The sequence below is a fragment of the Collinsella sp. An2 genome, assembly GCF_002160065.1.
Taxonomy (GTDB): Bacteria; Actinomycetota; Coriobacteriia; order Coriobacteriales; family Coriobacteriaceae; genus Limicola.
In genome coordinates, this window is sequence record NZ_NFJW01000023.1 from 1 (window position 1) to 22,934 (window position 22,934).

Genomic DNA, 22,934 nt, shown 5'->3' on the forward strand with positions numbered 1-22,934 from the left:
ACGAGTCAAGGGGCCATCGGGCCTGAACGCCAGTTCAGGCCAGGGACTTGAGTCCCTGGCCTGGGGCCATAGGGTTATACCCTAAGAGCAAACCACCCGCTGTGCGGGTGGTTCTGATTAAGGACCGCTTGTGGCCTCGGCGTGGGCCATGCCCTCCTCGACGGCGGGCAGCGCGAGCCCCTGTCCTTCCCGTTGTACATGTGGACATATTTGTGGACCTCCGATTTGGGCGCTGGGGTGTCCAAGCTATGTCCGCATACCCCAAATGTTTGTGTCCGCACCCCGCCGATGAGGCTAAAAATCAACGCGATGGTCAATTTAGTGCTTGAGGTAGTTTTTTACGCCATGTGCGAGGCACAAAATCGGCATGTATAGTGGCTCGCGACGTTTTATGGGGTGCTGGAGGGGCTCAGAAACAGTGTTTATACAGGTTTTGGAGCGCTGACGCTTTTCTGTCGGCGGTCATGGTTGAACGAAAAAACTACCTCACGTACCAAATTGACCAGTGCGATAAGAATTAGCGTGCCGCGCAAGCCCCAAAACGACGAATCGGCGCAATGTGCTGATTTTCTATTCATACAAGCTGTAATTTTATGCATGTGTTGGATGCTAGCATCGCTTCGCGGCAGCGGCAGCGGCAGCGGCAGCGGCAGCGGCAGCGGCAGCGGCAGCGGCAGCGGCAGCGGCAGCGGCAGCGGCAGCGGCAGCGGCAGCGGCAGCGGCAGCGGCAGCGGCAGCGGCAGTTGCCGTCTCGTTCTCGTGAGATTTACGTATTCCACCAGCGCATTCACACAACGGAAATACTGCAACGGTACACTCTACCAACTTATGCCAGTGCCGGGAAACGGGGGTCGAACACCATGAAGGACTACACGGTTGCCATCTTGGGCGCTACGGGTGCAGTGGGCACGCAGATGCTCACCTGCTTGGAGGAGCAGGAGTTCCCGGTAGGCACGATCAAGCTGCTTGCCAGCGCGCGGAGTGCTGGCAAGACGCTGAAATTCCGCGGCGAGGACGTAGTGATCGAGGAGGCCACGCCCGCGGCGTTCGAGGGCTGCGACATCGTGCTCGGTGCAGCCGATGACGCCGTGGCCAAGCAGCTGCTTCCCGCGGCCGTCGAGGCGGGGGCAACGGTTGTCGACAACAGCCACGCCTTCCGCATGGACCCGGATGTCCCGCTTGTCATTCCCGAGATCAACGCCGATGACGTTGCCTGGCACAAAGGCATCATCGCGAACCCCAACTGTGCCACCATCATCGCGCTTGTGCCCACCTGGCCGCTGCACCAGCTTGCCGGTGTGAAGCGCATGATCGTTTCCACCTATCAGGCCGCGAGCGGCGCAGGCGCACCCGGCATGGCCGAGCTCGAGGCCCAGATTAAAGCCATGGGCAGCGGCGAGGCCATCCCCGAGCCGAAGGCGTTCGCTGCCCAGCTTGTAAGCAACCTCATCCCGCAGATCGGCGGCTTCGATGACGAGGGCTATACCTCTGAAGAGATGAAGCTGCAAAACGAAGGCCGCAAGATTATGCATCTGCCTGAGCTTGCCGTATGCTGCACCTGCGTGCGCGTGCCCGTGCTGCGCTCGCATTCTGAGAGCATCACGCTTGAATTCGAGCGCGACATCACGCTCGACGAAGCGCGTGAGGCGCTGGCAACGGCGCCGGGCGTGAAGCTTGTGGACGATCGCTCTGCCGAGAGCGCGCACGACCGCTTCCCCATGCCCATCGACACCTCCGACCAGGACCTCATTTGGGTAGGTCGCCTGCGTCGCGACATCTCCAACCCCAATGCTGCGCGCGGCATCACCTTCTGGTGCTGCGGCGACCAGATTCGCAAGGGTGCTGCGACGAACGCTGTACAGATTGCAAAGCTGCTGGTGAAGTAGGAACAGTGGACATCCTCATCGTGATGCTCGTCGGGGCTGCGGCGGGGCGGCTTGTTGTCCCCGCTGCGCTTAAGCGCCCGATCGAGACGTTGCAGGTGGTTTGTACCTGCCTCCTGATCTTCACCATGGGCGTGTCCCTTGGCTGCAACGATGATTTCTTTCGCCAGTTGGGCGCTTGGGGCGTGCAGAGCCTGGTGTTCTGTCTCATTCCCATGGTGTTCTCGGTGGCCGTGGTCTATGCCCTCACGTCGTGGCTCATGGGCGATGGCCGCGCGCGGGACGCTCGAAGCGCGGCGACCGGTTCCGAGGGCGCCTCATCGGGCATCGCCCCTGACACCTCGGAGGAAACCTCGCGCGTTGTGGGCGGCGGCGAGACGCACCGCCTGTCGCTTGGCGCGCGCATCGTCGCGTTTCTCAAGGACGAGTCGATGGTCGTGTTGGCGTTTGCGGCGCTGCTTTTGGGTATCGGCGCGGGCGTCGTGGCAGGGGAGAACGCGCTGCTCGCATCCTTTGTCGATGCAAGCGACCTCATCCTTGACGTGCTTATGCTGCTGGTTGGAATGAGCGTCGGCATGCATCGAGGGCTTGTGAAAAGCATTCGCGAGCATCACATCAAGACGCTCGTGATTCCGCTGGGCGTGGTGGTCGGCTCGGTAGCAGGCGGCCTGGTCGCAGCGCTGCTTTTGGGCTATCTGCCGCGCGAGGGCATGGCCGTGGCAAGCGGCCTTGGCTGGTACAGCCTGGTTGGCGTCACCATCGAGGGGCTCGCCGGGGCCCAGCTGGGTGCCATCGCGTTCTTGGCGAACCTCATGCGCGAACTCTTCTCGTTCTTCAGCATTCCGGTCATCGCGCGCAGGCTTAACTACTACTCGTGCATCGCGGCCGCCGCGGCCACGAGCGAGGACACGACGCTGCCCATGATGATCAAGTACACCGACGAGCGTACCGTAGTGTTCTCGCTGGTAAACGGTATTATCTGCTCGGCGTGTGTGCCGGTGCTCGTGTCGCTTTTCTTGGCGTAGGGGCGTCGGCACGACGGTGTCCAAGCGCGGAACAAAACGCCTCCGCATGAGCCTCCAGTTCCCCGGTTACTCTGGACTCTTCAGCGCTTCCACCATGATGATGCGGTCGAGCATCCGGTTCGTGATGGCGTTTACCACCAGCGCGAACACCACGGTGAGCGCCGCCGAGATCACATAGCTCACAGGTTCGATCGTGACTGCGAAGTTGATGTCCGGCATCTTCAGCACGAAAGCAAAGCTCATGCCCAGCGCCCAGCCGGCGGGAAGTCCCAGCACAATGCCCATTGCGGTAAGCACCAGCGTCTCTTTGTTGATGTACCGACGCACCTCGGGCGGACGGAATCCAAGCACCTTGATGGTGGCGATTTCGCGCTCGCGTTCGGCGATGTTCACCGTGGACAGGGTAAAGAGCACCGTGAAGGCAAGGCCGGCGGCAAGCAGAATGACCACGTAGACAACCGAGTTGATAAGCGAGAAGCTCTCGGAGAAGTCGAGGGCAAGCTGCTCGGTACCGCTCACTGAGAGGAAGAGGTCGTTTGCGGCGAGGTCGTCGGACAGGGCAATCTGCTCGTCGGGTGAGCCTGAGAGGTGGGCGAGAAAGCCGTTGGCCTCGAAGTCACCAAAGATGCTCTCGTAGGCGTCTTGCGACAGGTAGACCGCGTTGCCCAGGTAGTTGGTCACCACGCCGGCGACCTCGGCGTCCGCCTGGTTGAGCGCCGAGTCCTTGAGGCTCACGGTGGCCCCGGCGTCGAAGCCCAGCACGGTTGCGGCGTTGTTGGTGATAAGGATGCCGTCTTGAGGCAGGTCGACCGGCGACCCATCGCGATTATCGACAAGGCGCAGGTACCCGTCGAGGGAGACGCCGCGGGGCACCACATAGAGTTGCATGCTCTCCTTCGCTCCGTCGTACTCGACCGTCACGTTGTCGATGAGGAGCGGAATCACGTCTTCTACCAAGGGCTCAGATGCCAGGGTCTGCTGCGCAGCGTCAAAGTCGTCAGCCGAGGTCACGGCCATGAGGTCGTACTCATATATGCCTTCCCCGTTGCTGGCGCTCACCCCGGTCGAGCCATACTGCCGCCACGACAGTGCGGCCACGGTATCTTTGACCGCAAACCCGCATACCAGCAGCGCAGTGCAGCCCATAATGCCAAAGACCGTCATGAAGAAGCGCTTCTTGTAGCGGAAGATGTTGCGCGCGGTCACCTTATTCAGGAAGCCGAGGCGCCGCCACACGGGGCCGATGTATTCGAGGAAGATGCGGGAGCCGGCGCGCGGCGACCGCGGGCGCATGAGCGTGGCGGGCGTCTCTTTGAGGTCGGCGCGACAGGTGATGAAGGTGGCGCCGACGATGCCTGCAACGAACAGGGCGATGGCCCCGATCGCGTAGAACGCATCGAAGTGGAGCGACAGGATGGGCAGCTGGTACATGACGTTGAAGATGCTGAACAGGAAGAGCGGCAAGGCGACAAAGCCCAGCACGTCGCCCACGATGCCGCCGATGAGGGCGGCCGAAAGCGTATAGGCGACATACTTCCCAAGGATGCGGCCACGGGAGTAGCCGAGCGCCTTATACAGGCCGATGAGCGTGCGCTCCTCTTCGACCATGCGGGTCGCGGTGGTGAGGCTCACCAGCACGGCGACCACGAAAAAGATAACGGGAATCACGCGTGCAATGCCCTCGATGGACGAGGTGTCAGCGTCGATGCTGGAGAATCCGCCAAGGTTGGAACGATCTTGCACATACCAGGTGGCAGGCCCGATGTCGTCGACCTCCGCGCGTGCATCGTCGATCTGCTGCAGGGCATCGGCACGCTCCTCCTCGAAGGTCGCGCGGCCTTCGTCGAGCTCCGCCTGGCCGTCGGCGATCTCGGCGAGGCCGGCATCGATCGTTGCCTGGTTGGCATCGAGCTCCCGTTGACCCGAAGAGATCTGGGCCATGCCGTCATCGAGCTGCTGCTGCGCAGCGTCCAGCTGGGCGAGCGCCGCGGCACGCTGCGCGTCGAGATCCGTCTGGGCCTGGTTGAGCAGGGCAAGGGCGGAGCGCGCCTGTGCAAGGCCAACGGTCGCCTGCCCCTTGCCGGCGGCAAGCTGCGCCGCGGGGCTCTCGCTGCCGTCCACAAGGGAGGCAAGCTGCGCGCGCTGCTGAACCAGCTGGTCACGCTGATCCTTCAGCGCTTGGAGCTGGGTTTGCTGCTCTTGCAGCGGGGTGAGCTGTGCGGCGATGGCCTGGTTCTGGCGCGTGAGCTCGTCGCGCTGCGCCTGCAGGGGCTCCAGAGTCTGTTCAAGCTCGGTTGCCTTGGCCTGGGTGTCGGCAAGTTGGGCCTCAAGCTGGGCGAGTGTATCGGCGTATCCGTCGTCTGCGGGGTCGAGGGCATCGATGGACGCCTGCAACTCCTGCGCCTGGTCCTGGGCCTGTGTCAGCTGGACCGCAAGGGGGTCGATCTGCTTGGTAAGCTCATCAATGCCCGCGTTTACCTGCGAGACCTGCTCGGTCAGCGCGTCGACGGCGTCCTTTAGGCTTGCCAGCGTATCGTCGAGCTCCGGCACGGCGGCGTCGATCTGGGCGATGCCGGCATCGATCTGGCTGGTGAGCGCCGCCACGGCTTCCCGAGCAGCCTCGAGGTAGGTCGTCTGCGCGGCTGCGGAGGACGCATCGTCTGCGGCGGAACCCAGGGCGCTCCAGGCTGCGGTTACCGCATCGCTGCCCAGCTGATCGTTGATCACAGCCGCCTGGGTGTCGACGTTTGCGATCGCCCCCTCGAGCACCGACAGGTCGGGAATCTGTGCACGGTTCGCATCGATGGTCGTCTGCGCGTCGGCAAGCTGAGCCAACGCGCTTGCCCGCTCGCTGTCGAGCTGGCGCTGCCCGGCTAGGGCATCGGCCAGGCTCGCGTGCAAGGTCGCGCGCGCTTCGTCGAGTTGGCGCTGTCCGTCGAGTGCCTCGGCCAGGCTCTTGTCGAGCGTTGCCTGCGCGTCATCGAGCTCGGCCTGGGCGTCGTCGAGCTCGGCCAAGGCATCGGCCTCTTCGCGGGCGATCGTCGCCAGGGCGTCTTCGCGTACCTGCTCGGCGCGCGCCCGCTCGCGCTGGGGCGTCAGCTCGTCGATGCGGTCGATGACGGCATCGACCGCCTGGGTGTAGTCGTCGGAATAGGAGGAGAGCTCGCTCGTGCCGTCGACCATGAGGTAGATTGTGGTAAAGACGTCTGGGTCCTCCACGGCGTCCGGCGTCACGTAGAAGCTGTAGTCGGCCGAGGTCGCGGCGCGGAAGGCGACGGGGCCGTCGGGCGCGGTGATGTTAGTGGGATCGATAACGGATGCCGTGATGGTGTAGGTGCGGCGGTTGAAGACCTCGGTCGTGTTTGCGTCGTCGGTCGTCCTGTCGCCCGCGTCGTCGCCCGCGTCGTCGGTCGTCCTGTCGGTTGCGTCGCCGCCCACATTGTCCTCGGCTTCAGCATCGGTGGGTGCGGCGCCGTCCTGCGCCTCTGAGGCCTCGTCATCCTCGGCGCCTTCGAAGGTGAGGGTGTCGCCGATCGATTTGCCGGAGTCCTTCAGGTATTGGGCGGTCACGGCGACCTCGTTGGCTGCCTGTGGAAGGTTGCCCTCGAGCACATAGGGTTCGTTCATGCCCGACGCGGTGAGCGCCTTCACGTCCACGCTGGCGCGCTTGCCATCGATGCGGGTGTAGGCGCTCTCCTGCCAGGTGCCCTCGATTTCGGCGACGCCATCGACGCGAGCGAGCTCGTCGACATCTTCCTGCGTGAGGCCAAGCGTCGACTGCACGCTCACGTCGAACAGCTTTTGTGTGTCAAACAGCTCGTCGGCGCTGGCGCGCAGGTCCATGCAGGCCACCACCAAGCCGGTGAGCATGGTCACGCCCAGCGCGCAGATGACGGCGATGGACACAAAGCGCTTCTTGCTGTGCCCAACGGTGCGCACAATGTCTTTGGTGAACGCCGTCATCGTCGCCTCGCTACCACTCGATGTCGGAGATAGGGGTGGGCGACGGATTGAGCTCCATATCGGTCACCTTGCCGCTCTTAAAGCGAATGAGGCGATCGGCCATGGGGGCAAGCGCCGAGTTGTGGGTGATGATGATCACCGTGATGCCGTCGTGGCGGCACGTGTCCTGCAGCAGCTGCAGAATCTGTTTGCCTGTCTGATAGTCGAGCGCGCCAGTCGGCTCGTCGCACAGAAGCAGTTTGGGGTTCTTCGCCACGGCGCGGGCGATGCTCACGCGCTGCTGCTCGCCGCCGGAAAGCTGGGCGGGGAAGTTGCCCATGCGGTTGGCGAGGCCCACTTTGGAGAGCGATTCGGCGGCGTCGAGTGCGTCGGGGCACACCTGTGCAGCCAGCTCGACGTTTTCAAGGGCGGTGAGGTTGGGGACGAGGTTGTAGAACTGAAAGACGAAGCCGACGTCGGTGCGGCGGTATTCCACCAGGTCGGACTCGGTTGCATGGGTGATGTCGTGCCCGTCGACCATGACCTGACCCGAAGTCGCGGTATCCATGCCGCCCAGGATGTTGAGCGCGGTGGTCTTGCCGGCGCCCGAAGCGCCCAGAATGACCGCCAGCTCGCCGCGTTCGACTTGGAAGGATGCCCCATCGAGGGCATGGATGAGCGTATCGCCCGAGCCATAGGCCTTGATGACGTTGTTGAATTCTATGTAGGCCATCGTTGTTCCGATCACTCGACAGCGTGTTGTCTATTTGAAGTATAGTAAGGCTGTCCCGGCGATTCGAGGGCGACTCGACACCGCGCGCCCGATTGTCGAGCAATAGGGCATGCCTGGACGCGGCCGCTCGGTCGAGCAGTGGCGCATGTGGCGTGTAGGATGGCGTGCGCGATGCGGTCGGGTTTGCGCGTGACGCCGTGCTCGAGCGCGCACGACGGTGGGCCCAAGGAGCCGCACGTCGCGAGCCCGTGTCTCGTGGCTCGCGATTGTTCTGGAGCGACACAGAAGGGTGAGGGAGCATGGCGCGAAAGCAACCGCAGGTGACCGAGCAGACCAAGGCGAATCTCACAAGCGCCTTCTGGAGCCTTTACGAGGATAAGCCCATCGAGAAGATCACTGTGCGCGAGATTACCGACCGCGCGGGCTACAACCGTGCAACCTTCTACCTGTACTATCGCGACGTCTACGACCTCTTCGACCAGCTCGAAGAGGAGATTTTGACACAGGTTCGCAGGCTGGTGCAGGACCGTCTGCTGCGCGACGAAATGCTGGACTTCTCCGAGCATATGGGGCTCGTGGTGGGGCTCGCGCAGCGCTTCGATGGTTTTATGCCGCGTCTCATGTCGGGCGATCCCACGTTCAGCGACCGCATGAAGGCCATCATCGCGCCCCTGCTTGACCGCTTTATCCTGCCGGACGACGTGTCGGACCCGCGCGAGCAGACCATTTTGCGCGAGTTCTACCTTTCGGGCATTCTGGGGGCCATCAATACATGGATCACCGAGCCCGACCGTATACCGATCGAGCGCCTTATCGAGCTTGTTGTGCGCACGGCGCTTATCGGGCGCTCCGGTGCGGACGCATCGCGGCGTCAGGGTTGAGCACCGGGGTCGATGGTGTCTTGTGGGGCGTGGCGCCATGTGACGCCATCGTGTCCGCGGTGCCTAGCGACGTAGGCGTCTTGAGGCCAACCGGGCAAGGAAAACACTGATTACCGCCTCCTTGCGCCCCCTCGTGCGCATTCGATTCGGAAAAGGGCGTCCGAAACGCGATCGGCCGGGTAGACCAGGATACCCGACGGACAAAGCCCCTGGTAGATGGCGCGGGTCTTCAGTGCCTACTCGGCGATTCCGGATAGGGACGCCCTTTTCCGAAGCGAGCGTGCTTTGAGGGCCGCCGCGAAGGCTCATATTCAGCGTTTCCCAAGCGACGCCACGACGCGCGGCGGCCGAAAGCGCAACGACGGCGGGAAGATGCGCCGGACCAGCCGAAGCGCCCGGTGACTCAGACGTTTGAGTCTGCGTGAGGCCGGGGCGTGGCGCCCGGCAGCATCAAGGGCCTCATCAGCGCTCAAGAAAGCGCTTCGGAGCGCATCGATGCTGGGCATCGGGCTGGCGGATGTGCCGTAGCGCGCGGTGCAGGCGGCGCGCATGACAAGGTCGAGCGCATCTTGCGCCTTACCGGTGGCGTCGCCGCGCATCGAGGTCGCCGAGCCCGTAGCGCCGGCGTTGGCGTTCCGCTCCGCTGCGGCGAGCGACTCTGCCGCCTCTGCCAAAGCCGTCAGCGCGGCGCCAATCTGCCGCACCTGGTCCTCCTCGGTCGCGGTGGGGGAGATCGCCACGCCCTGGTCACAGGCAAGGTCGACGAGCTCGTCCCATGCCGCGAGGGCGGCAGCACGTGTCGCGCCCTCCTCGAAGGAGGCCGCTTGGGCACCTGGGGAGTGGTGCCCGTCCGATGGCGACTTCACGGCGGCGGGCGTCTTCGCGGGGGCGGCATCGTGCGTGGCGCTACCTGCGTGTTTGCGCCCAGAGCCAGGCATCGAAAGGCCCAGGGCATGCAGCCTTCGGGTGCGGCGGGCGCGACGGACGGCCGAAGGCGTGACGAGTATCGCCGTTACAAGAAGCAGGACGACGATGCCGGGTAAGGCGTGTGCTAGCGCATCGACCACCTGACGACAGACGGCAAAGAAGCTCGCTGTGGCTTCGGCGAATGGGCTGGCATCGGGCTCATCGTTAGGGGATGTCGTATCGCTGTCCTGTCCCGGGTCATCAGGTGTTTCGGGCGAGGCAGGCGACTCCGGCGACGTCGGGGTCGTGGAGTCGGGCTGGGCGTTGTCCTGGTTAGTGTCGGGCGTCTCGGCGGCAGGTGTGTCGGTGGTGTCGTCCGCTGCAGGCGTGACGTCGATGGGAATCCACCCGGCGCCATACAGGTAGACCTCGGTCCAGGCATGCAGGTCATGGTTGGTGGCAATGTAGGCGCCGTTTCCGTCTCGGCTGGCGTTTGGCGCATAGCCGACGGCCAGGCGCGACGGTACGCCCATGGCGCGCGCCAGCAGGGCGAGCGTCGAGGCGTAGTGGATGCAGTATCCCTCGCGGCGCTCCAGGAAGTCGCCCATAACGGAGAGGGTGTCGTGGCCATCGCCGTCGGGGGCGTCCGTTGAGTAGGTGAAGCCACCCTGGGTGAAAAAGTCGACCAGGTATTCCATGATCTCGAGCTCTTGGGCGGCGGTGGTCGGCGAGGACGGAACGCCTTGGGCGGCTGCGTTGCTCAGGACGTCTGTCATGGCCTGGGGAAGTTCTCCGGGCACATTCAGGTAGCGCGCGTTGATCGAGTTTGCGCCGTCTGAGGTGGCCATCGCGGTTCCCGCCCCGGCGCTCACCGCTGCTTCGGCAAGCTGCTGGGGCAGGCGCTCGAGGGCCGCGAGGTCGTCCGAGGTCGTGACTGGCGCCAGGTAGGCGCTTTCGACACGATAGGACTGCCCGGTATGTGTGGACGAGTTTGTCCCGTAGACCGTGCCGTCTCCGCTCCACGCCCAGTCGCCCTGCGAGCCTCCCGCCTCGGTCGCCGTTTGATAGGCGCCCGGCGGCAGGGGCGCAAATCGGGTTGCGAGCGCATCAATCGTCACCTGGGTCTCGACGGCCTCGACAGGTCCCGCGTTCGTGCCTGTGGCGACGATCGCGTTAAGCAAGGGCGAACCGTCGTTGAAACTCCCGGGAAGCGCGGAGCCGCCGCTTCCGGCGGCGTCGGCGTAGAGAATGCTGTCAAGAAGTGGGATGCCCGTCCGATTCTGCCCCGGAAGTGAGGAGTCGAGCAGCCAGGTGTCGCCGTTGAAGTCGTCGAGCGTGCTCAGACGCAGATACAGGGGATGGCCGGCATCGGTCGTATAGCTGAGGGCCTGCGTCTCCTCGCCACGGATTAACTCGCGGCGCAGGTCGACGACGGGGCTCACCGCGTTGCTGGCAAACATGGTGGTGCTCATGGTCGACACGATGGGGAGCCGCTGGACCAGAGCAAGGGCCTGTTGTTCGAAGGCGCAGCCCATGCCTGCCGCAAGGCAGGCGGCAAGCGCTATGGATGCTATGGGCGCGGCGATGCGCACGCTTGCGGAACGCAGGCGCGCTGCAGTTCCACGGCGTGCGTGATGCGGCGCGGCGGCGCTGGTGAGAGGATGCTTGCCGTCGGCGGCGCGACCTCTAGCGCCGCCATCGCTGCTTCCGGGCTGATTGACATAAGGGTGTGCCGCGGCCTCGTGGCGCTTGCTACGCGCGTCCTCGTCCGCTTCTAGCGCGGCAGCGAGGTCACCTGTGCCCAGCAGCGCTTTGCGCACGGTCGGCGTGGCGGGAGGCTCGCCGTCGTACAGCCAAGCGTCACAGGCGCCCAATGCCAAGAAAACCGCAAGCGACGCGAACAAGGTCCAAGCTTGGGGTGACGTGCCCATGAGCAGCTGACATGTCGCCAGGATAACGAGGGGAAATGCTCCGCACAGGGGTCGCAGCACCCCGCAGGAGACCACGAACATCCATACCAGGGCGCCCGCGCCCGCCACAAGAAGCGTGAGGGCCGCGTCGGCAACGGGGCTCACCTGAAGCGGTACCCACTGACCAAAATAGAGGTCGCTCATGCCCTGGAGCACGACGGCTCCCAGCGGCTCGGAGGTCTCGCGGGCCCACGATCCCAGCCCCAAGTAGGCAGAGGGGTCGCCTGTGAGGTTCAGGCCCATCTGCGACTGGATGATGTGGTGTGCGCATACGGCGGAGATCGCAACGACGGCAGCAGCGCAGGCCAGCTTGAGGAAGGCTCGCACCGCGAAGCGATGTCCGTATGGCAGATGCCTGCCGAGCGCGCCTTCAAGGGCGACGAGGGCAAAGGTGGCGCACGAGACGCTATACCAGGTCTTTGGCTCGGCGAGCGCCTGCGCGAGGTGGAGGCCCAGCAGCAGCCCCGCAACGCAGAGTACGGCGCACACGAGGTCCAGGGCAAGCGGCACGCCTGAGTCCTTTCGCGCTGCGGCGCGGTCGATCCAGTCGGGCGCGGGTGCATCTTGAGAGAGCGGCTCGGGCTGCGCGGTATCGTTGGGCACGGTGCGCCGCACAAGGTCGGCTGCGCCTGTGCGCGCGTTGACGCGTATGATGCTCGCCGCCGGCAGTGCGGCTCGAAGCTCGTGTTCCAGGACGCCGCCGGCCTGTCGGGTCACCAAGACGATGGCGGCTCGGCCGCCGCGGCGTTTTGTGAGGCGCGCCACCCGGTGCGCCCTGTCTTTGGCTGCCTTGAGACGTGACGCCTCATCTTTAGGGGCATCGGGCTGCAGCGATGCCGTCAGGCGCGTAACGTCGTCGGGAGAGGTGTAGATGCGCTCACCGTCCGAAAGAATCGGCCCGTCTGCGCCGGCACGCCTGGAGAGCTCAGCATATGTGCGCATCGCCGTAATCGCCAGGCTGTCAGCTTCGTCGCACGTCAGCGTGTCGACCACCACGAGAGGGGACGGGGGTTCGTCGTGGACGGGCTCGAAGGACATGAGCGTGCCATGGTGGGCCGTTTGGCGCCATGAGATCGCGCGCATGGGGTCGCCCTTTTCGTAGGGGCGTACCTGCGACGAATCAAGCATGTGCTGGGCGTCGCGTGCGGTGGGACCCGTGCGGCGCAGAAGCGATGCCAGCGTGCTGCGGCCCGTGCCCTTTGGAGCGATCACAGCCTCGGCGCCGTGCTCGAGACGGCGATCTCGTCGCCACATGCCCAAGACGTCGCGCAGGCGCACGGTCGCTGCCGGGATGCGATACCATCCGCGGGTGCGCGGCGTCTCGCGCGCAGGCAGCACACTGACCACGCGCCCATGCTGGTCGAGCTGCTCCCAGCAGGTGTCGAGCACGTAGAGGTGCGGTGCCACGAGCGAGAGCAGCTGCCCTGCGCGTCCGGGGATGCTCAGCGGCAGCAGCACATCGACAAGTCCCGCGAGCACGGCTACCCACAGGGCTACGCCCCAGGCAACGAGGACGGTCGAGGCGAGCTCTCCGCCAGCGAGCATGAGCGCTGCGCCCAACAGGACCGTTGCGACGCCGCGCACGGTGGGGCGGGGAAGGCTCGCCTTCCGCGTCTTGTTGCACGACCTGCTATGTCGGGAACCCCGAGGCATGGCGCCGTCATGCGCCGCGAGGGGCGGGAACGGTGTTCAGCAGGGATTCCAGCAGGCGGGCGCGGTCCTCGGCCGACACGCCCATGTCGCCGTCTGCAAGTACGAGTCGATGCGACAACACCGGCACCGCCATGGCCCGCACATCTCCCGGAAAGACGGCATCCTGCCCCTTCATGAGCGCGCGGACGCGGCTCATGGCTAGAAGCGCCAGTCCGGCGCGCGGTGACGCGCCCAGGCGGATCTGCGGACTTTGGCGGGTAGCGGTAAGGAGCTGCACGGCGTAGGCGGCGACCGCCTGGCTCACATGTATGTGTGCGGCTGTTTGGATGATCGCCCGCATGTCACCTGCGGTGCACACAGGCTTGAGGTTCGCCAGCGGGTCGCGGCCGCTGGGGCTCACCAGCATGCGTGCCTCTGCCTGCGGAGAGGGATAGCCTAGGCTTGTGCGCGTCATGAAGCGGTCAAGCTGTGCCTCGGGCAGCGGATAGGTGCCCTCCAGCTCAACGGGATTCTGCGTGGCGATGACGATGAACGGCCGAGGTAGTTCGTAGGTGGTTCCGTCCACGGTGACGCGCCGCTCGTCCATGGCTTCAAGGAGGGCCGCCTGGGCCTTGGGGTTGGCGCGGTTGATCTCGTCGGCCAGGACGATCTCGGCAAAGACGGGGCCGCGGAAGAACGTGAACTCGTGGGCGCTCTGGTCGAATACCGTGACGCCGGTGATGTCTGAGGGCAGCATGTCCGAGGTGAACTGGATGCGGCTCACCTGGGCCGAGAGGGAGCGGGCAAGCGCGCGGGCAAGCGTGGTTTTGCCCGTGCCGGGGACATCTTCCAGCAGCAAGTGGCCGCCTGCCGCGAGCGTCATGACGGCAAGGTCGATGACCGAGCGGCTGGTGGCAAGGACGCCGGACAGATTCGTCGCAATGGCCGCAAGCGTTTTGCGCGATGTGGCGCGATAGCGATCCGAGAGGTAGGGTGAATCGGGCATCGTGGTCCCTTTCGACAGGGGTGCGCAACGGCGCCGCCGCTGTAGGCTTTGGGCGCCACATCTACTCTAGCGAACTAAAGCGTCTTCGAGAGACGCGCCGCTCTTTTTTAAGAAACCAACGCAACGCCTGGGGATTTGGCTGGGAACTTGGTCGCGCTTCTACCCTTGAATCGTTTGCTCGGCCTGGACCATGAGGTCGTCGTAGTGGTCGATCTTGAACGTCAGGCGTTCCAGGCCCGCCTGCATCTCATCGATGCGCTGCTGAATGAGGTCGCGCTGCTCTTCGAGCAGGGCCTTGCGCTCTGCTAAGGTGTCGTCACCCTGGTCAAGCAGCCGCATGTAGGTGGTCAGCGCCTCGATGGGGACGTTGGCCTGGCGCATGCACTTGATGAACGAAATGCGCGAGCAGTCGGCCTCGCTGTAGTCGCGGATGCCGCTTGCGGTGCGTGCCACATGGGGCAGGAGACCGATGCGCTCGTAATACCGCAGCGTATCAGCACTGATGCCATACCGTTCGACCACTTCTGCAATGCGCATGCGTGCCCCCTCCTAGATGCACGTCGGGCGCCCTGGAGCGCCCGACGGTTTGTGGCTATCTGCTGTTGTTGAATGCGTTATACCCTAGCGTCGCAGCTTGATACGTCTTGTGCCGCTTCAAGCCGCCCGCTGTTGCGAGCTTCCGCGAGCGTTGGCCGGCGCCGGCCTTCGACGTGTCGCCCGCCGGGTTACAGGCGTCTGGTCCTACTCGTCGCCGAAGGAGATGCCCAGTGCGCGGGCCTCGCGTACCAGGTCGCACTTGGGGTCGACGTACTTCAGCTTGCCTGCGATATCGGCAAGCGGAACACGCGTCATCTTGTCATCAACCTGGGCGATCATATAGCCATACTCGCCCTTCAGGCATCCAAGCGCCGCCTCGACGCCGCACTGTGTAGCAAAGATGCGGTCCTGGGCGTCCGGCGCGCCGCCGCGCTGCGTGTGGCCGGGAATGGCGACGCGCGTCTCGCGGCCGGTCTTGGCCTCGATTTCCTTGGCGATGTCGTACACGATCGAGGGAGAGGTGCGCGCCGCGACCTTCTTCTTGTACTCCTTCTTGGAGAGCTTCGCGTCCTCCTTGGAGATAGCGCCCTCTGCCACCGCCAGGATGGTAAAGCGGCTGCCCGTCTCCATGCGGCGCTCGATGGTCTTGATGACGTGCTTCATGTCGTAGGGGATCTCGGGAATGAGAATGACGTCGGCGCCGCCGGCGACGCCTGCGTACAGCGGAATCCAGCCAACCTTGTGGCCCATGATCTCGATTACAAAGACGCGGCCGTGCGAGCTCGCGGTGGTGTGGATGTCGTCGATGCACTTGGTTGCGACCTCGACGGCGCTCGAGAAGCCAAAGGTCATGTCGGTGCCCCAGGTGTCGTTATCGATGGTCTTGGGCAGGCCGATGACGTGCAGACCCTCTTCGGAGAGGCGGTTGGCGGTTTTAAGCGAGCCGTTGCCGCCAAGCACGAACAGACAGTCCAGCTTGAGTTTCTTGTAGGTTTTGACCATGGCGGGGACTTTCTCCACGCCATCGGCCTCGGGTCGGTCGAGGTACTTGAAGGGGGTGCGGCTTGTGCCCAGGATGGTGCCGCCGCGCGTGAGGATGCCGCTGAAGTCCTTGGCGGTCATCTGACGGTAGCGGCCGTAGATGAGGCCCTGGTAGCCGTCCTCGAAGCCGTAGAACTCGACGGGCTCGTGGCATCTGTTGTAGATGGTCTTAACGATGCCGCGCATCGTGGCGTTGAGTGCCTGGCAGTCGCCGCCGCTGGTGAGCAGACCGATTCTTGGCATGGTGTACCTCTTTTCATACTGCATGATAGGGGTCGTCGGGTGCGCTGTGCATCGCGAACGACGTTATTGTAGACCTGCGGTGCCCGCGCTGCGAGCACGTTTGTGCCTTGTTGCAGCGGTTTCGCCTGCGGGAGAACCTGGCTGCGGTCGAAGGGATGCGTGGGGCGGGTCGCGCGTTGGGCGCGCGGCCCGCTCACTGTTGGTCTTGGGCAGGGGCTGGGACGTCCGTGCAGGTGGCAAACGGCTATTGCCAGGATCGGCGGTTCAAGGTCTGCTGTGCTCTCGAGATGGGCTGAGGGCCCTGTGGTGGACAAAAATGCGAGAAGTCTGTACCTCTGCAGCTCAAAAGGTACCGATGTATCAAAATATCAGGCTGATTTGGGCTCAAAAGGGGGTTGGTATTTGCACGAAACAGGCAATAGCATTCTCGGAAGTACAGACATCTCGATTTTTTGTCCACCATCCCGTTCGATTTCGGCGAAAAGCCGCGTCACGGCCAGCGACTATAGAAAACGTTATGCAACCTGGGCCTAAAAATATGCATTGAAAGATGAGGTCGCATAAGGGGCTCCTGCTGCTAGCGGATGAAGTTTGTCATCGTGCCGTCCTCGCGTGCGGGCGGCTCGATGCCCGCGGCGCGGCCGGCCTCCATGCATTTGAGCATCCACGCCATGTTGCGACCCAGCTGGCGCATGGTCCACAGGCCCTCTGCGTCCTGTTCGACCTCGGCAGCTGTGTTGCCATGTACCTGGTTCCAGTAGCGCGAAGCCACGATGGGCATCTCTGAGATGGTAAAGAATTTCTGGATGTCGTCGAGGGCGGCCGTAGTGCCGCCACGGCGCGCGCTCACGACGGCAGCCGCGGGCTTCAGGCGAAAGACGTTGGGCTTGCCGGCGCGCCCGTTGGAGTAGAAGAGCCGGTCCATGAACCCCAGAAGCGATCCCGCGGCGTGCGCGTAGTGGACAGGCGCTCCAAATACGAACCCGTCGGCGCCGGCGGCAAGCTCTCGGAATTCGTTGACGCAGTCATTGAAGACGCAAGCGCCCTTCGTAGAGCAGCCGCCACATGCGGCACAGCTGCCCACCGGCTTGGCACCAATCCAGAAGATCTGGGTTTCGACTCCGTTGTCCTCGAGCGTTCGCGCGACTTCTTCCAACGCGCGGTTTGTGCAGCCCTGCTTGTGCGGGCTTCCGTTGACGAGCAATACCTTCATGGACCCTCCCTTGTGACAGCGCCCGGTCAACGCCGGGCACGGTGTTTTGGTCGTATCCATGGTACCCAGACGCGATGGTTACAGCCGGTCGCACTTATATGCGGGCGAGGCATGCTTTGGGAACGGGGCGAAATGGGGCGGCGGCTTTCCTAGGCCTTGAGCCCTCGAGGAGGGGATTAACCGCGCGCTTCGTGCACGGTGCGCGCTGTAAGGGTCACGACAAGGTTTGCACCCTCGATGCGGGCGTCGATTGTCATGCCCATGGCGTGTGCCAAGTTGGCCGCGACCGAGAGGCCAAGGCCGCTTCCACCCGCGCCGCGCGCTGTATCGGCCTGGTAAAAGCGGTCGAAAAGGCGCGCAGCATCAATCGAGTCGGGGTTCGCCACGGGGTTTGCGATGAGAAGCGCAACGCTTGCTCCGGCCCGAGCGCCACCCGTGCTGGTTGCGTCCTGGGAAGCCTCGACCATCCGTTGTGTAATTGAGGGCGCGCCGGCTCCGTGGCGGATGGCGTTTACCACCAGGTTTTCAACAATGCGCGAGATGGCCTCGCGATCGCCTTCGACACATACCGCGGGGTCAACAAAGTCGAGCGACGGCTCCCACCCGCGTGCCTCGAAGTCGGGATAGTGGCCCACGAGGATGTTCTCGACAAGTGGCATGAGCGCTACGGGCTCGCGGTCAAGCTCAAGATCGGGGTCGGCCGACTTGGTGTAGGCAAAGAGCTGGTCCAGCAGCTCGGTCGTGGCGTCGATGCGCGACGCCGCCGCGGAGAGGTTGTGGCGCAGTGTTTCATCCGAGGCGTCGTCTGCGGCAAGCTGCAGGTATCCCTTGGCACCGGTGAGCGGCGTGCGGATATCGTGCGAGAGCGCCGAGAGGTCGCGCTGAAACTCCTGCTGATGGCGCAGGGCGTCGACGTGGCTTTGTGCCGAACGGTCGAGCTCGTCGTTGATGGCGCCGGCGAGCTCCCTCAGGCCTGGGGCCGCTCCGCTCGTGGTGACGCGGGCGTTGCTGCGGGCGTCACGGCTGCGCAGAAGGCGCGCCATGCGAAGGAGCTCTCCGGTGTAGAGGGCGACGGCCAGCATGAACCCCAGCGCCACACCCAGCGCCAGCAGGACCGCGGGCAACAGGTCTCCAAACATGTTGTTCCTCCTGTTTCTGGTTGGCTGGCGCTTTTGGGGCAAGCTGGCGCTCTTCGGACTAGCGGCGCTCTTCGGACTAGCTGGCGTTTCTCAGGCGATTGCGGTCTACAGACGGTTGCACTGTTGGCTAGATGTCGCGGTGCCGTGCGATGGAGAGAACCACCACTGTAGCCAGCACAATCCATATGATACCGGTAAGAAGGGTCTGCGCCGTTGGGTCAATCATGAAGGCGCCGCTGGCATCAAGGCCGAAGGGGCCGCTTCCGGTGCTCAGGAACAGCGAGGTCGTGCCTTCGCTCAGGCGGCTGATCGAGGACGATGGCATCCAGGCGGCCAGGGTCTTCAAGACGGGCGCGATGGGCTCGAGGAAGCGCAACAGACCGCCGGAGCTGTAGGCCAGGCCGTTCAGGGTTTGCGAGAACGTGCCCATGCAGACGCAGAAGGCAAAGATGTAGCTCACCGGAGAGATGCGCGTCGCATAGACAAGCACGAGCGGAATCACCGAAAGCGCCCAGATGTTGATCCAGAAGCCGACAAGCCAAAAGGCGATGTCTGCCGGGGTTTCGGCGTTGGTAAAGGTGTAGCCCAGGATGACGCCGATGACGGCGACCAGAAGTGCGGTAAAGGCGACGACGATGCCAGCGAGCACGCCACCCAAAAGAATCTTCTCCCCGAAGTACGACAACCGCCCGCTTCGCGCCGAGAGAATGGTTTTTACGAAGCCCTGTTTGAAGTCGGCAAGCGCGGCCTCAACCACCATAAAGGCGACGCACAGGGGAACGATGCCGCCCATCATGCTTGCCAGATATCCCGTCGGCGAGGTGAAGAGCGCCGAGGTGGAAAGCGCGCTGGGGTCGATCTGGAGCCCGTCGTAGAACGCGGGGGACTTCAGCAAGACAAAGAGCGATGCGACCAGCAGGTAGACGGCGGTGATGGCCAACAGATACTGCCAGAGGCTGCCGCGCAGGCCGCGCGGACGAGAGATGCGATACAGATCGGATGCCAGGAGGCTGAGCATGGTCCTACCTTCCCTTTCTTCCAGAGGCGAGGAGATACGCGAGCGCGCCGATAACGGCGGCGTTGATGACGAAGTCACTCATGGCGGCCTCCCGATGTTGTGGGCGGCTGGTGCGTGCCTGTGGCAGGTGGCTGGGGAGCACCCGTGGCAGGCGGCCGAGGCGTGCCGGCCGCGGACGAGGGCCTGGCATCGCCCGCATCGGTGCCGCCCATGAGCTCCACAAAATAGTCCTCGACGTCACGCTCGAGGACGGCGAGCTCCAGGACGACCTGGTCGGTGTCGTGCAGGATGCGCGAGACCTGCTCTACCGTCGGCGCGCCAGAGCTTGCCGGCTCGGCAGAGGCGCCGCCGAAGCGCGAAGTTGCCTGGCGGGTTGCCGTGCCGGAGACCACGATGGAGCGATCGGGGTCGACACGCAGGTCCGCTCCGGCCAGACGCTCCTCCAGGATGGCGAGCGTGCGCGACGGGTCGGCGGTTCGCACGCGAATGGAGCTGCCGCAGGCGGCATGCAGCTCGTCCTCGGTGAACTCGCGGACCATCCGCCCCTTCGCGATGACGCCGAAGCGGTTGGCGACCCGCATGAGCTGGTCGAGCACGTGGCTCGAGATGATCATGGTCACGCCGCGCTCTTGGTTGAGCCGCACGAGCGCCCCGCGTAGCTCTCGGGTGGCTTCGGGGTCCATGCCGTTGAACGGCTCGTCGAGCAGCAGCAGGTCGGGGGACCCAACCAGGGCAAGTGCCACGCCCAGCCGCTGCCGCATACCCATGGAGAACTTCTTGACCTTGCGCGGGCCCGCCTGCTCGAGTCCCACGAGTTCAAGCAGCTCGCGGCACTGTTCGCGGGCGCGCACGACGCCGAGCGACAGGGCCTTGGTCATGAGGTTCTCGTAGGCCGAGAGATTGGGGATGATGCCCGGGTCCTCGATGAGCACACCGATGCGCGATGGGTCGCTCGAGAAGGACGAAGCGCGCCCCGACGCTCCTGCCCCGTGCACGGTTCCAAAGAGTTTGATCTCGCCTGCGGTGGGCGTCGCCAGCCCGGCGATCATGTTCATGGTGGTGGACTTGCCGGCTCCGTTTTTGCCAACAAAGCCGTAGATGTCGCCCTCCGCCACGTGCATGTCGAGGCCGTCGACCGCGCGCATGGTGCCGTATGTCTTGGTGAGGGCGCTGGTTTCCAGGATGTTCACGAAAGCTCCTCTCGCTGCCACGTATGCGGCGCCGCGTGTGGTGCCGGTTCCGTTTGGTGAGTTTCAGTATGGAGAGCGGAGTTTTGGCATTGCTTCAGCAAGGATAAAGAAAGCCTAAAGGAGGGGGTGTATTCCGTGCAGGCGCTGCGGGCTGCTCGGCGCCATGGGCCGGGTTTCGCGAAGGGGCTGGGCGGCAGCGACGCCCATGTTCGGCGTGCGCGACGTGCTTCGGGCTGTGCGGGCGCGGCACCGCTCTGCGCGTGGCGAGGGCGTCTTCTATAGAGCACCAGCCAGGTATGCCCGACCTACGCCTCGACGAGCTTGAATCCCATGCCCCATACGGTCTTGATGTAGCCGTCCGTTCCTGTGGGCCTCAGCTTCGACCGAATATTGGACACATGGACGTTGAGGGTGTTGTCGTCTGCGGCGTAGGGCTCGCCCCACGCCTGTTCAAACAGTTCCTGCTTGCTGAAGACGCGCCGAGGCTGGCGCATGAGGATCTCCAGGATATTGAACTCGATGCGCGTAAGCGAGACGGGCTTTCCGTCTGCCAGAAAGGTGCGTGCGTCGGGGTCGAGGGCCCAGGCGCGAAAGTGGAGCGTGCCATCCGACGCGTTGGTGTCCTGCGCGGCTGCGGTTGCGCCGCGACCCGCATGTCGCAGCTGTACCGCGACGCGCGCTACGAGTTCGTCGAGGTCGAAGGGCTTGGTTAGATAGTCGTCTGCGCCCAGGGTCAGCAGGTCGATCTTGTCTGCGGTGGCGGTGCGGGCCGAGGTCACGATGACCGGCAGGTGCGCGTCGCGCGCGCGAATGAGCCGCACGAGCTCTTCTCCTGGAAGGCCCGGCAGCATGAGGTCGCAGATGGCAAGGTCGAAGGGCAGAGCGTTGCCCGCATCGAGCAACAGTTTTGCCTCGCTGCCCGAAAACGCCTGCGTGCAGGTGTAGCCAGCGCGGGTCAGGCGCGTGGCGACGATTTGGTTGATGTCTGCGTCGTCCTCGACGACGAGTATGCGGGCGGCAGGCATGGCTCCTCGGCTTTCGACGGTAGGTTGGCTGCAGGGTCCAGTATAGCCTTGCGCTCCGTTTCCCCAGGCGACAGGATGTTCGCCCCAGCCTGCGGTATCGTCCCAGCGGGCCTTCGATGGAACGGTCGGAGGAGATGCCTGCTCCAGCCTGCGATGCTGCCTGCAACGCATGGTGTCCCATGCAAAGATGGAATAGTTAAAAAGTTGTAATCCTATTGTAGTAATAAGAAACGTAACGTAAATTAAATAGCGATAGCGAATGGCTGGTACCACGGCGGCGCTGGTCACATGGCGGAAACGTAAGCTGCGGCTATTTGCCGCTGGGGAGTGAGGCGGTGTGATGATGGGTTCACATACAGAGGGCGGGCTGGTCGTATCTCGGCGCGCCGCGCTTGCGACCTGTGCGCTGGCGGCGCTGACCGCAATGCGAGCCACGCGCGTATGTGCCCAGACCGGCTCTTGCTCTGCGAGGCCGGCAGGCGGTGGAATGGCTCCGTCGCTCGATGCGCAGCTGCACATGGCAAGCGCGCGGGCTCTGGCGCCTGCAGCACGCGTCGAGGAGCTTCTTCAGCTGCCGGAGTTTCCGTCGGGATGCGAGCCGGCGTCGTTGGCCATCGTGCTGCGCGCCCATGGGCTCGCAGCAACGCTGCCGGAACTGGTGGAGGGGTACTTCACCTACGACGACACCTGGGAGCACGCCGATCGGTACCAGGGCGACCCCCGGGGCGCAGGGAGCGCGATGCCGCCTGCCGTGGTCGCGGCGGCGACGCAATATCTGCAGGAGCGCGGCTCCGGCCTTACGGCGGAGGATCTTACGGGGTCTCCGTTCGGTCGCATCAAAGACCTGGTCAAGCGCGGACTTCCGGTGATGGTGTGGTCCACGGTGGACGCCGAGGCCCCCGTGTACAGCGCACTGCGTCCAAGCGTCGAGGGGTATCCGTGGTATCGCAACTTTCATTGCGTGGTGATGTACGGCATCAAAGACCACGACGTGTTGGTGAGCGACCCGCTCGTTGGCCTCGTGCGGCACGACCTCTCGTGGTTCTCGTTTCTCTACCGCGCCTGCGGCCAGATGGCCGTCGTGGTGAGCTAGCGGGAAACGCTGAATATGAACCTTCGCGGCGGCCCTCAATGCACGCTCGCTTCGGAAAAGGGCGTCCCTTTCCGGAATCGCCGAGTAGGCCCTTAAGCCCTAAGCCATCTACCAGGGGTTTTGTTTGTCAGGTATCCTGGTCTACTCGGCCGATCGCGTTTCGGACGCCCTTTTCCGAAGCGAGCGTGCACGAGGGGGGCGCTCGGAGGCTGTAGTCAGCGTTTCCCTCATATGACCGATAACCCTGTCAAGTGGCAAAAACGACCCGGCCCTCCTGGCCAAAGGAGGGTCGGGCCCTTCCGTCCCCTTCCGCGCCGCCGAGACGACGTTCTCCCAATGTCAAGCACTTGAACAGTCTCATATCCGCGGGTCGCCTCCCCTCGCGGGGATCGGTTGCCGCAAAAGGATGCCTTCGGCTGGGCGGAGCCGCTCCGGTGTCGGCCGGCGGCCGATTCTA

Annotated in this window: 16 protein-coding genes; 4 read left to right on the forward strand and 12 right to left on the reverse strand. The window is 64.2% G+C overall.

Features of this window, described 5'->3' with window-relative positions; genetic code table 11:
• Positions 1-422 precede the first annotated feature (422 nt).
• Positions 423-809 (reverse strand): hypothetical protein, encoded by a 387-nt coding sequence (locus tag B5F33_RS10975; RefSeq protein ID WP_204214507.1) that lies wholly within the window; start codon positions 807-809, stop codon positions 423-425.
• A 51-nt stretch (positions 810-860) separates the two neighbouring features.
• Between B5F33_RS10975 and B5F33_RS09920 the strand changes: the two genes are divergently transcribed.
• Both B5F33_RS09920 and B5F33_RS10980 read left to right on the forward strand, forming a co-directional pair.
• On the forward strand, positions 861-1,886 hold the full coding sequence (locus B5F33_RS09920) for an aspartate-semialdehyde dehydrogenase (RefSeq protein ID WP_087411656.1): 1,026 nt from the start codon (positions 861-863) through the stop codon (positions 1,884-1,886).
• A 5-nt stretch (positions 1,887-1,891) separates the two neighbouring features.
• Positions 1,892-2,908 carry a lysine exporter LysO family protein gene (locus B5F33_RS10980; RefSeq protein ID WP_204214508.1) on the forward strand — a complete coding sequence of 339 codons (1,017 nt, stop codon included), beginning with the start codon at positions 1,892-1,894 and terminating at the stop codon, positions 2,906-2,908.
• 66 nt (positions 2,909-2,974) lie between these two features.
• Here B5F33_RS10980 and B5F33_RS09930 read toward each other — a convergent pair whose 3' ends face one another.
• Together B5F33_RS09930 and B5F33_RS09935 are read right to left on the reverse strand one after the other, a co-directional pair.
• Positions 2,975-6,871: an FtsX-like permease family protein gene (locus B5F33_RS09930; protein ID WP_087411657.1), complete on the reverse strand. Its 3,897-nt coding sequence runs from the start codon at positions 6,869-6,871 to the stop codon at positions 2,975-2,977.
• Between the two features lie 10 nt (positions 6,872-6,881).
• Positions 6,882-7,583 (reverse strand): ABC transporter ATP-binding protein, encoded by a 702-nt coding sequence (locus B5F33_RS09935; protein WP_087411658.1) that lies wholly within the window; start codon positions 7,581-7,583, stop codon positions 6,882-6,884.
• Positions 7,584-7,882: 299 nt separating this feature from the next.
• On the opposite strand from B5F33_RS09935, the gene B5F33_RS09940 reads away from it, so the two are divergent.
• Positions 7,883-8,464 carry a TetR/AcrR family transcriptional regulator gene (locus B5F33_RS09940; protein ID WP_087411659.1) on the forward strand — a complete coding sequence of 194 codons (582 nt, stop codon included), beginning with the start codon at positions 7,883-7,885 and terminating at the stop codon, positions 8,462-8,464.
• Between the two features lie 311 nt (positions 8,465-8,775).
• On the opposite strand, the gene B5F33_RS09945 is transcribed toward B5F33_RS09940, so the two are convergent.
• The 9 genes from B5F33_RS09945 to B5F33_RS09985 form a co-directional block, all read right to left on the reverse strand.
• Positions 8,776-12,885 (reverse strand): transglutaminaseTgpA domain-containing protein, encoded by a 4,110-nt coding sequence (locus tag B5F33_RS09945; RefSeq protein ID WP_158095356.1) that lies wholly within the window; start codon positions 12,883-12,885, stop codon positions 8,776-8,778.
• Positions 12,886-13,000: 115 nt separating this feature from the next.
• Positions 13,001-13,978 carry a MoxR family ATPase gene (locus B5F33_RS09950; RefSeq protein ID WP_087411661.1) on the reverse strand — a complete coding sequence of 326 codons (978 nt, stop codon included), beginning with the start codon at positions 13,976-13,978 and terminating at the stop codon, positions 13,001-13,003.
• A gap of 159 nt (positions 13,979-14,137) precedes the next feature.
• The gene (locus B5F33_RS09955) at positions 14,138-14,515 is read right to left on the reverse strand and encodes a MerR family transcriptional regulator (protein WP_087411662.1); all 378 of its coding nucleotides are present in this window, start codon (positions 14,513-14,515) and stop codon (positions 14,138-14,140) included.
• 204 nt (positions 14,516-14,719) lie between these two features.
• A complete protein-coding gene (locus B5F33_RS09960; protein WP_087411663.1) occupies positions 14,720-15,799 on the reverse strand; it encodes an ATP-dependent 6-phosphofructokinase in 1,080 nt (359 codons plus the stop codon).
• 577 nt (positions 15,800-16,376) lie between these two features.
• Entirely contained in the window at positions 16,377-17,012 is a 636-nt protein-coding gene (locus B5F33_RS09965) for a flavodoxin family protein (protein ID WP_087411664.1), read from the reverse strand.
• Positions 17,013-17,188: 176 nt separating this feature from the next.
• Positions 17,189-18,151 (reverse strand): HAMP domain-containing sensor histidine kinase, encoded by a 963-nt coding sequence (locus tag B5F33_RS09970; RefSeq protein WP_087411665.1) that lies wholly within the window; start codon positions 18,149-18,151, stop codon positions 17,189-17,191.
• Positions 18,152-18,278: 127 nt separating this feature from the next.
• The gene (locus tag B5F33_RS09975) at positions 18,279-19,169 is read right to left on the reverse strand and encodes a hypothetical protein (RefSeq protein ID WP_087411666.1); all 891 of its coding nucleotides are present in this window, start codon (positions 19,167-19,169) and stop codon (positions 18,279-18,281) included.
• A 74-nt stretch (positions 19,170-19,243) separates the two neighbouring features.
• On the reverse strand, positions 19,244-20,359 hold the full coding sequence (locus B5F33_RS09980; RefSeq protein ID WP_087411667.1) for an ATP-binding cassette domain-containing protein: 1,116 nt from the start codon (positions 20,357-20,359) through the stop codon (positions 19,244-19,246).
• Between the two features lie 305 nt (positions 20,360-20,664).
• On the reverse strand, positions 20,665-21,384 hold the full coding sequence (locus tag B5F33_RS09985) for a response regulator transcription factor (protein WP_087411668.1): 720 nt from the start codon (positions 21,382-21,384) through the stop codon (positions 20,665-20,667).
• A gap of 487 nt (positions 21,385-21,871) precedes the next feature.
• Between B5F33_RS09985 and B5F33_RS09990 the strand changes: the two genes are divergently transcribed.
• Complete coding sequence (locus tag B5F33_RS09990; protein WP_158095357.1) at positions 21,872-22,477, forward strand: C39 family peptidase; 606 nt, start codon at positions 21,872-21,874, stop codon at positions 22,475-22,477.
• The last annotated feature ends 457 nt before the right edge of the window (positions 22,478-22,934 follow it).

Coding starts and splice junctions, on each gene's coding strand:
- B5F33_RS09990 (WP_158095357.1), top strand. CDS start 21,872: ATGGCTCCGTCGCTCGATGCGCAGCTGCACATGGCAAGCGCGCGGGCT.
- B5F33_RS09920 (WP_087411656.1), top strand. CDS start 861: ATGAAGGACTACACGGTTGCCATCTTGGGCGCTACGGGTGCAGTGGGC.
- B5F33_RS09945 (WP_158095356.1), bottom strand. CDS start 12,885: ATGCTCGCTGGCGGAGAGCTCGCCTCGACCGTCCTCGTTGCCTGGGGC.
- B5F33_RS09930 (WP_087411657.1), bottom strand. CDS start 6,871: ATGACGGCGTTCACCAAAGACATTGTGCGCACCGTTGGGCACAGCAAG.
- B5F33_RS09940 (WP_087411659.1), top strand. CDS start 7,883: ATGGCGCGAAAGCAACCGCAGGTGACCGAGCAGACCAAGGCGAATCTC.
- B5F33_RS09975 (WP_087411666.1), bottom strand. CDS start 19,169: ATGCTCAGCCTCCTGGCATCCGATCTGTATCGCATCTCTCGTCCGCGC.
- B5F33_RS09965 (WP_087411664.1), bottom strand. CDS start 17,012: ATGAAGGTATTGCTCGTCAACGGAAGCCCGCACAAGCAGGGCTGCACA.
- B5F33_RS09960 (WP_087411663.1), bottom strand. CDS start 15,799: ATGCCAAGAATCGGTCTGCTCACCAGCGGCGGCGACTGCCAGGCACTC.
- B5F33_RS09970 (WP_087411665.1), bottom strand. CDS start 18,151: ATGTTTGGAGACCTGTTGCCCGCGGTCCTGCTGGCGCTGGGTGTGGCG.
- B5F33_RS09985 (WP_087411668.1), bottom strand. CDS start 21,384: ATGCCTGCCGCCCGCATACTCGTCGTCGAGGACGACGCAGACATCAAC.
- B5F33_RS09935 (WP_087411658.1), bottom strand. CDS start 7,583: ATGGCCTACATAGAATTCAACAACGTCATCAAGGCCTATGGCTCGGGC.
- B5F33_RS09955 (WP_087411662.1), bottom strand. CDS start 14,515: ATGCGCATTGCAGAAGTGGTCGAACGGTATGGCATCAGTGCTGATACG.
- B5F33_RS09950 (WP_087411661.1), bottom strand. CDS start 13,978: ATGCCCGATTCACCCTACCTCTCGGATCGCTATCGCGCCACATCGCGC.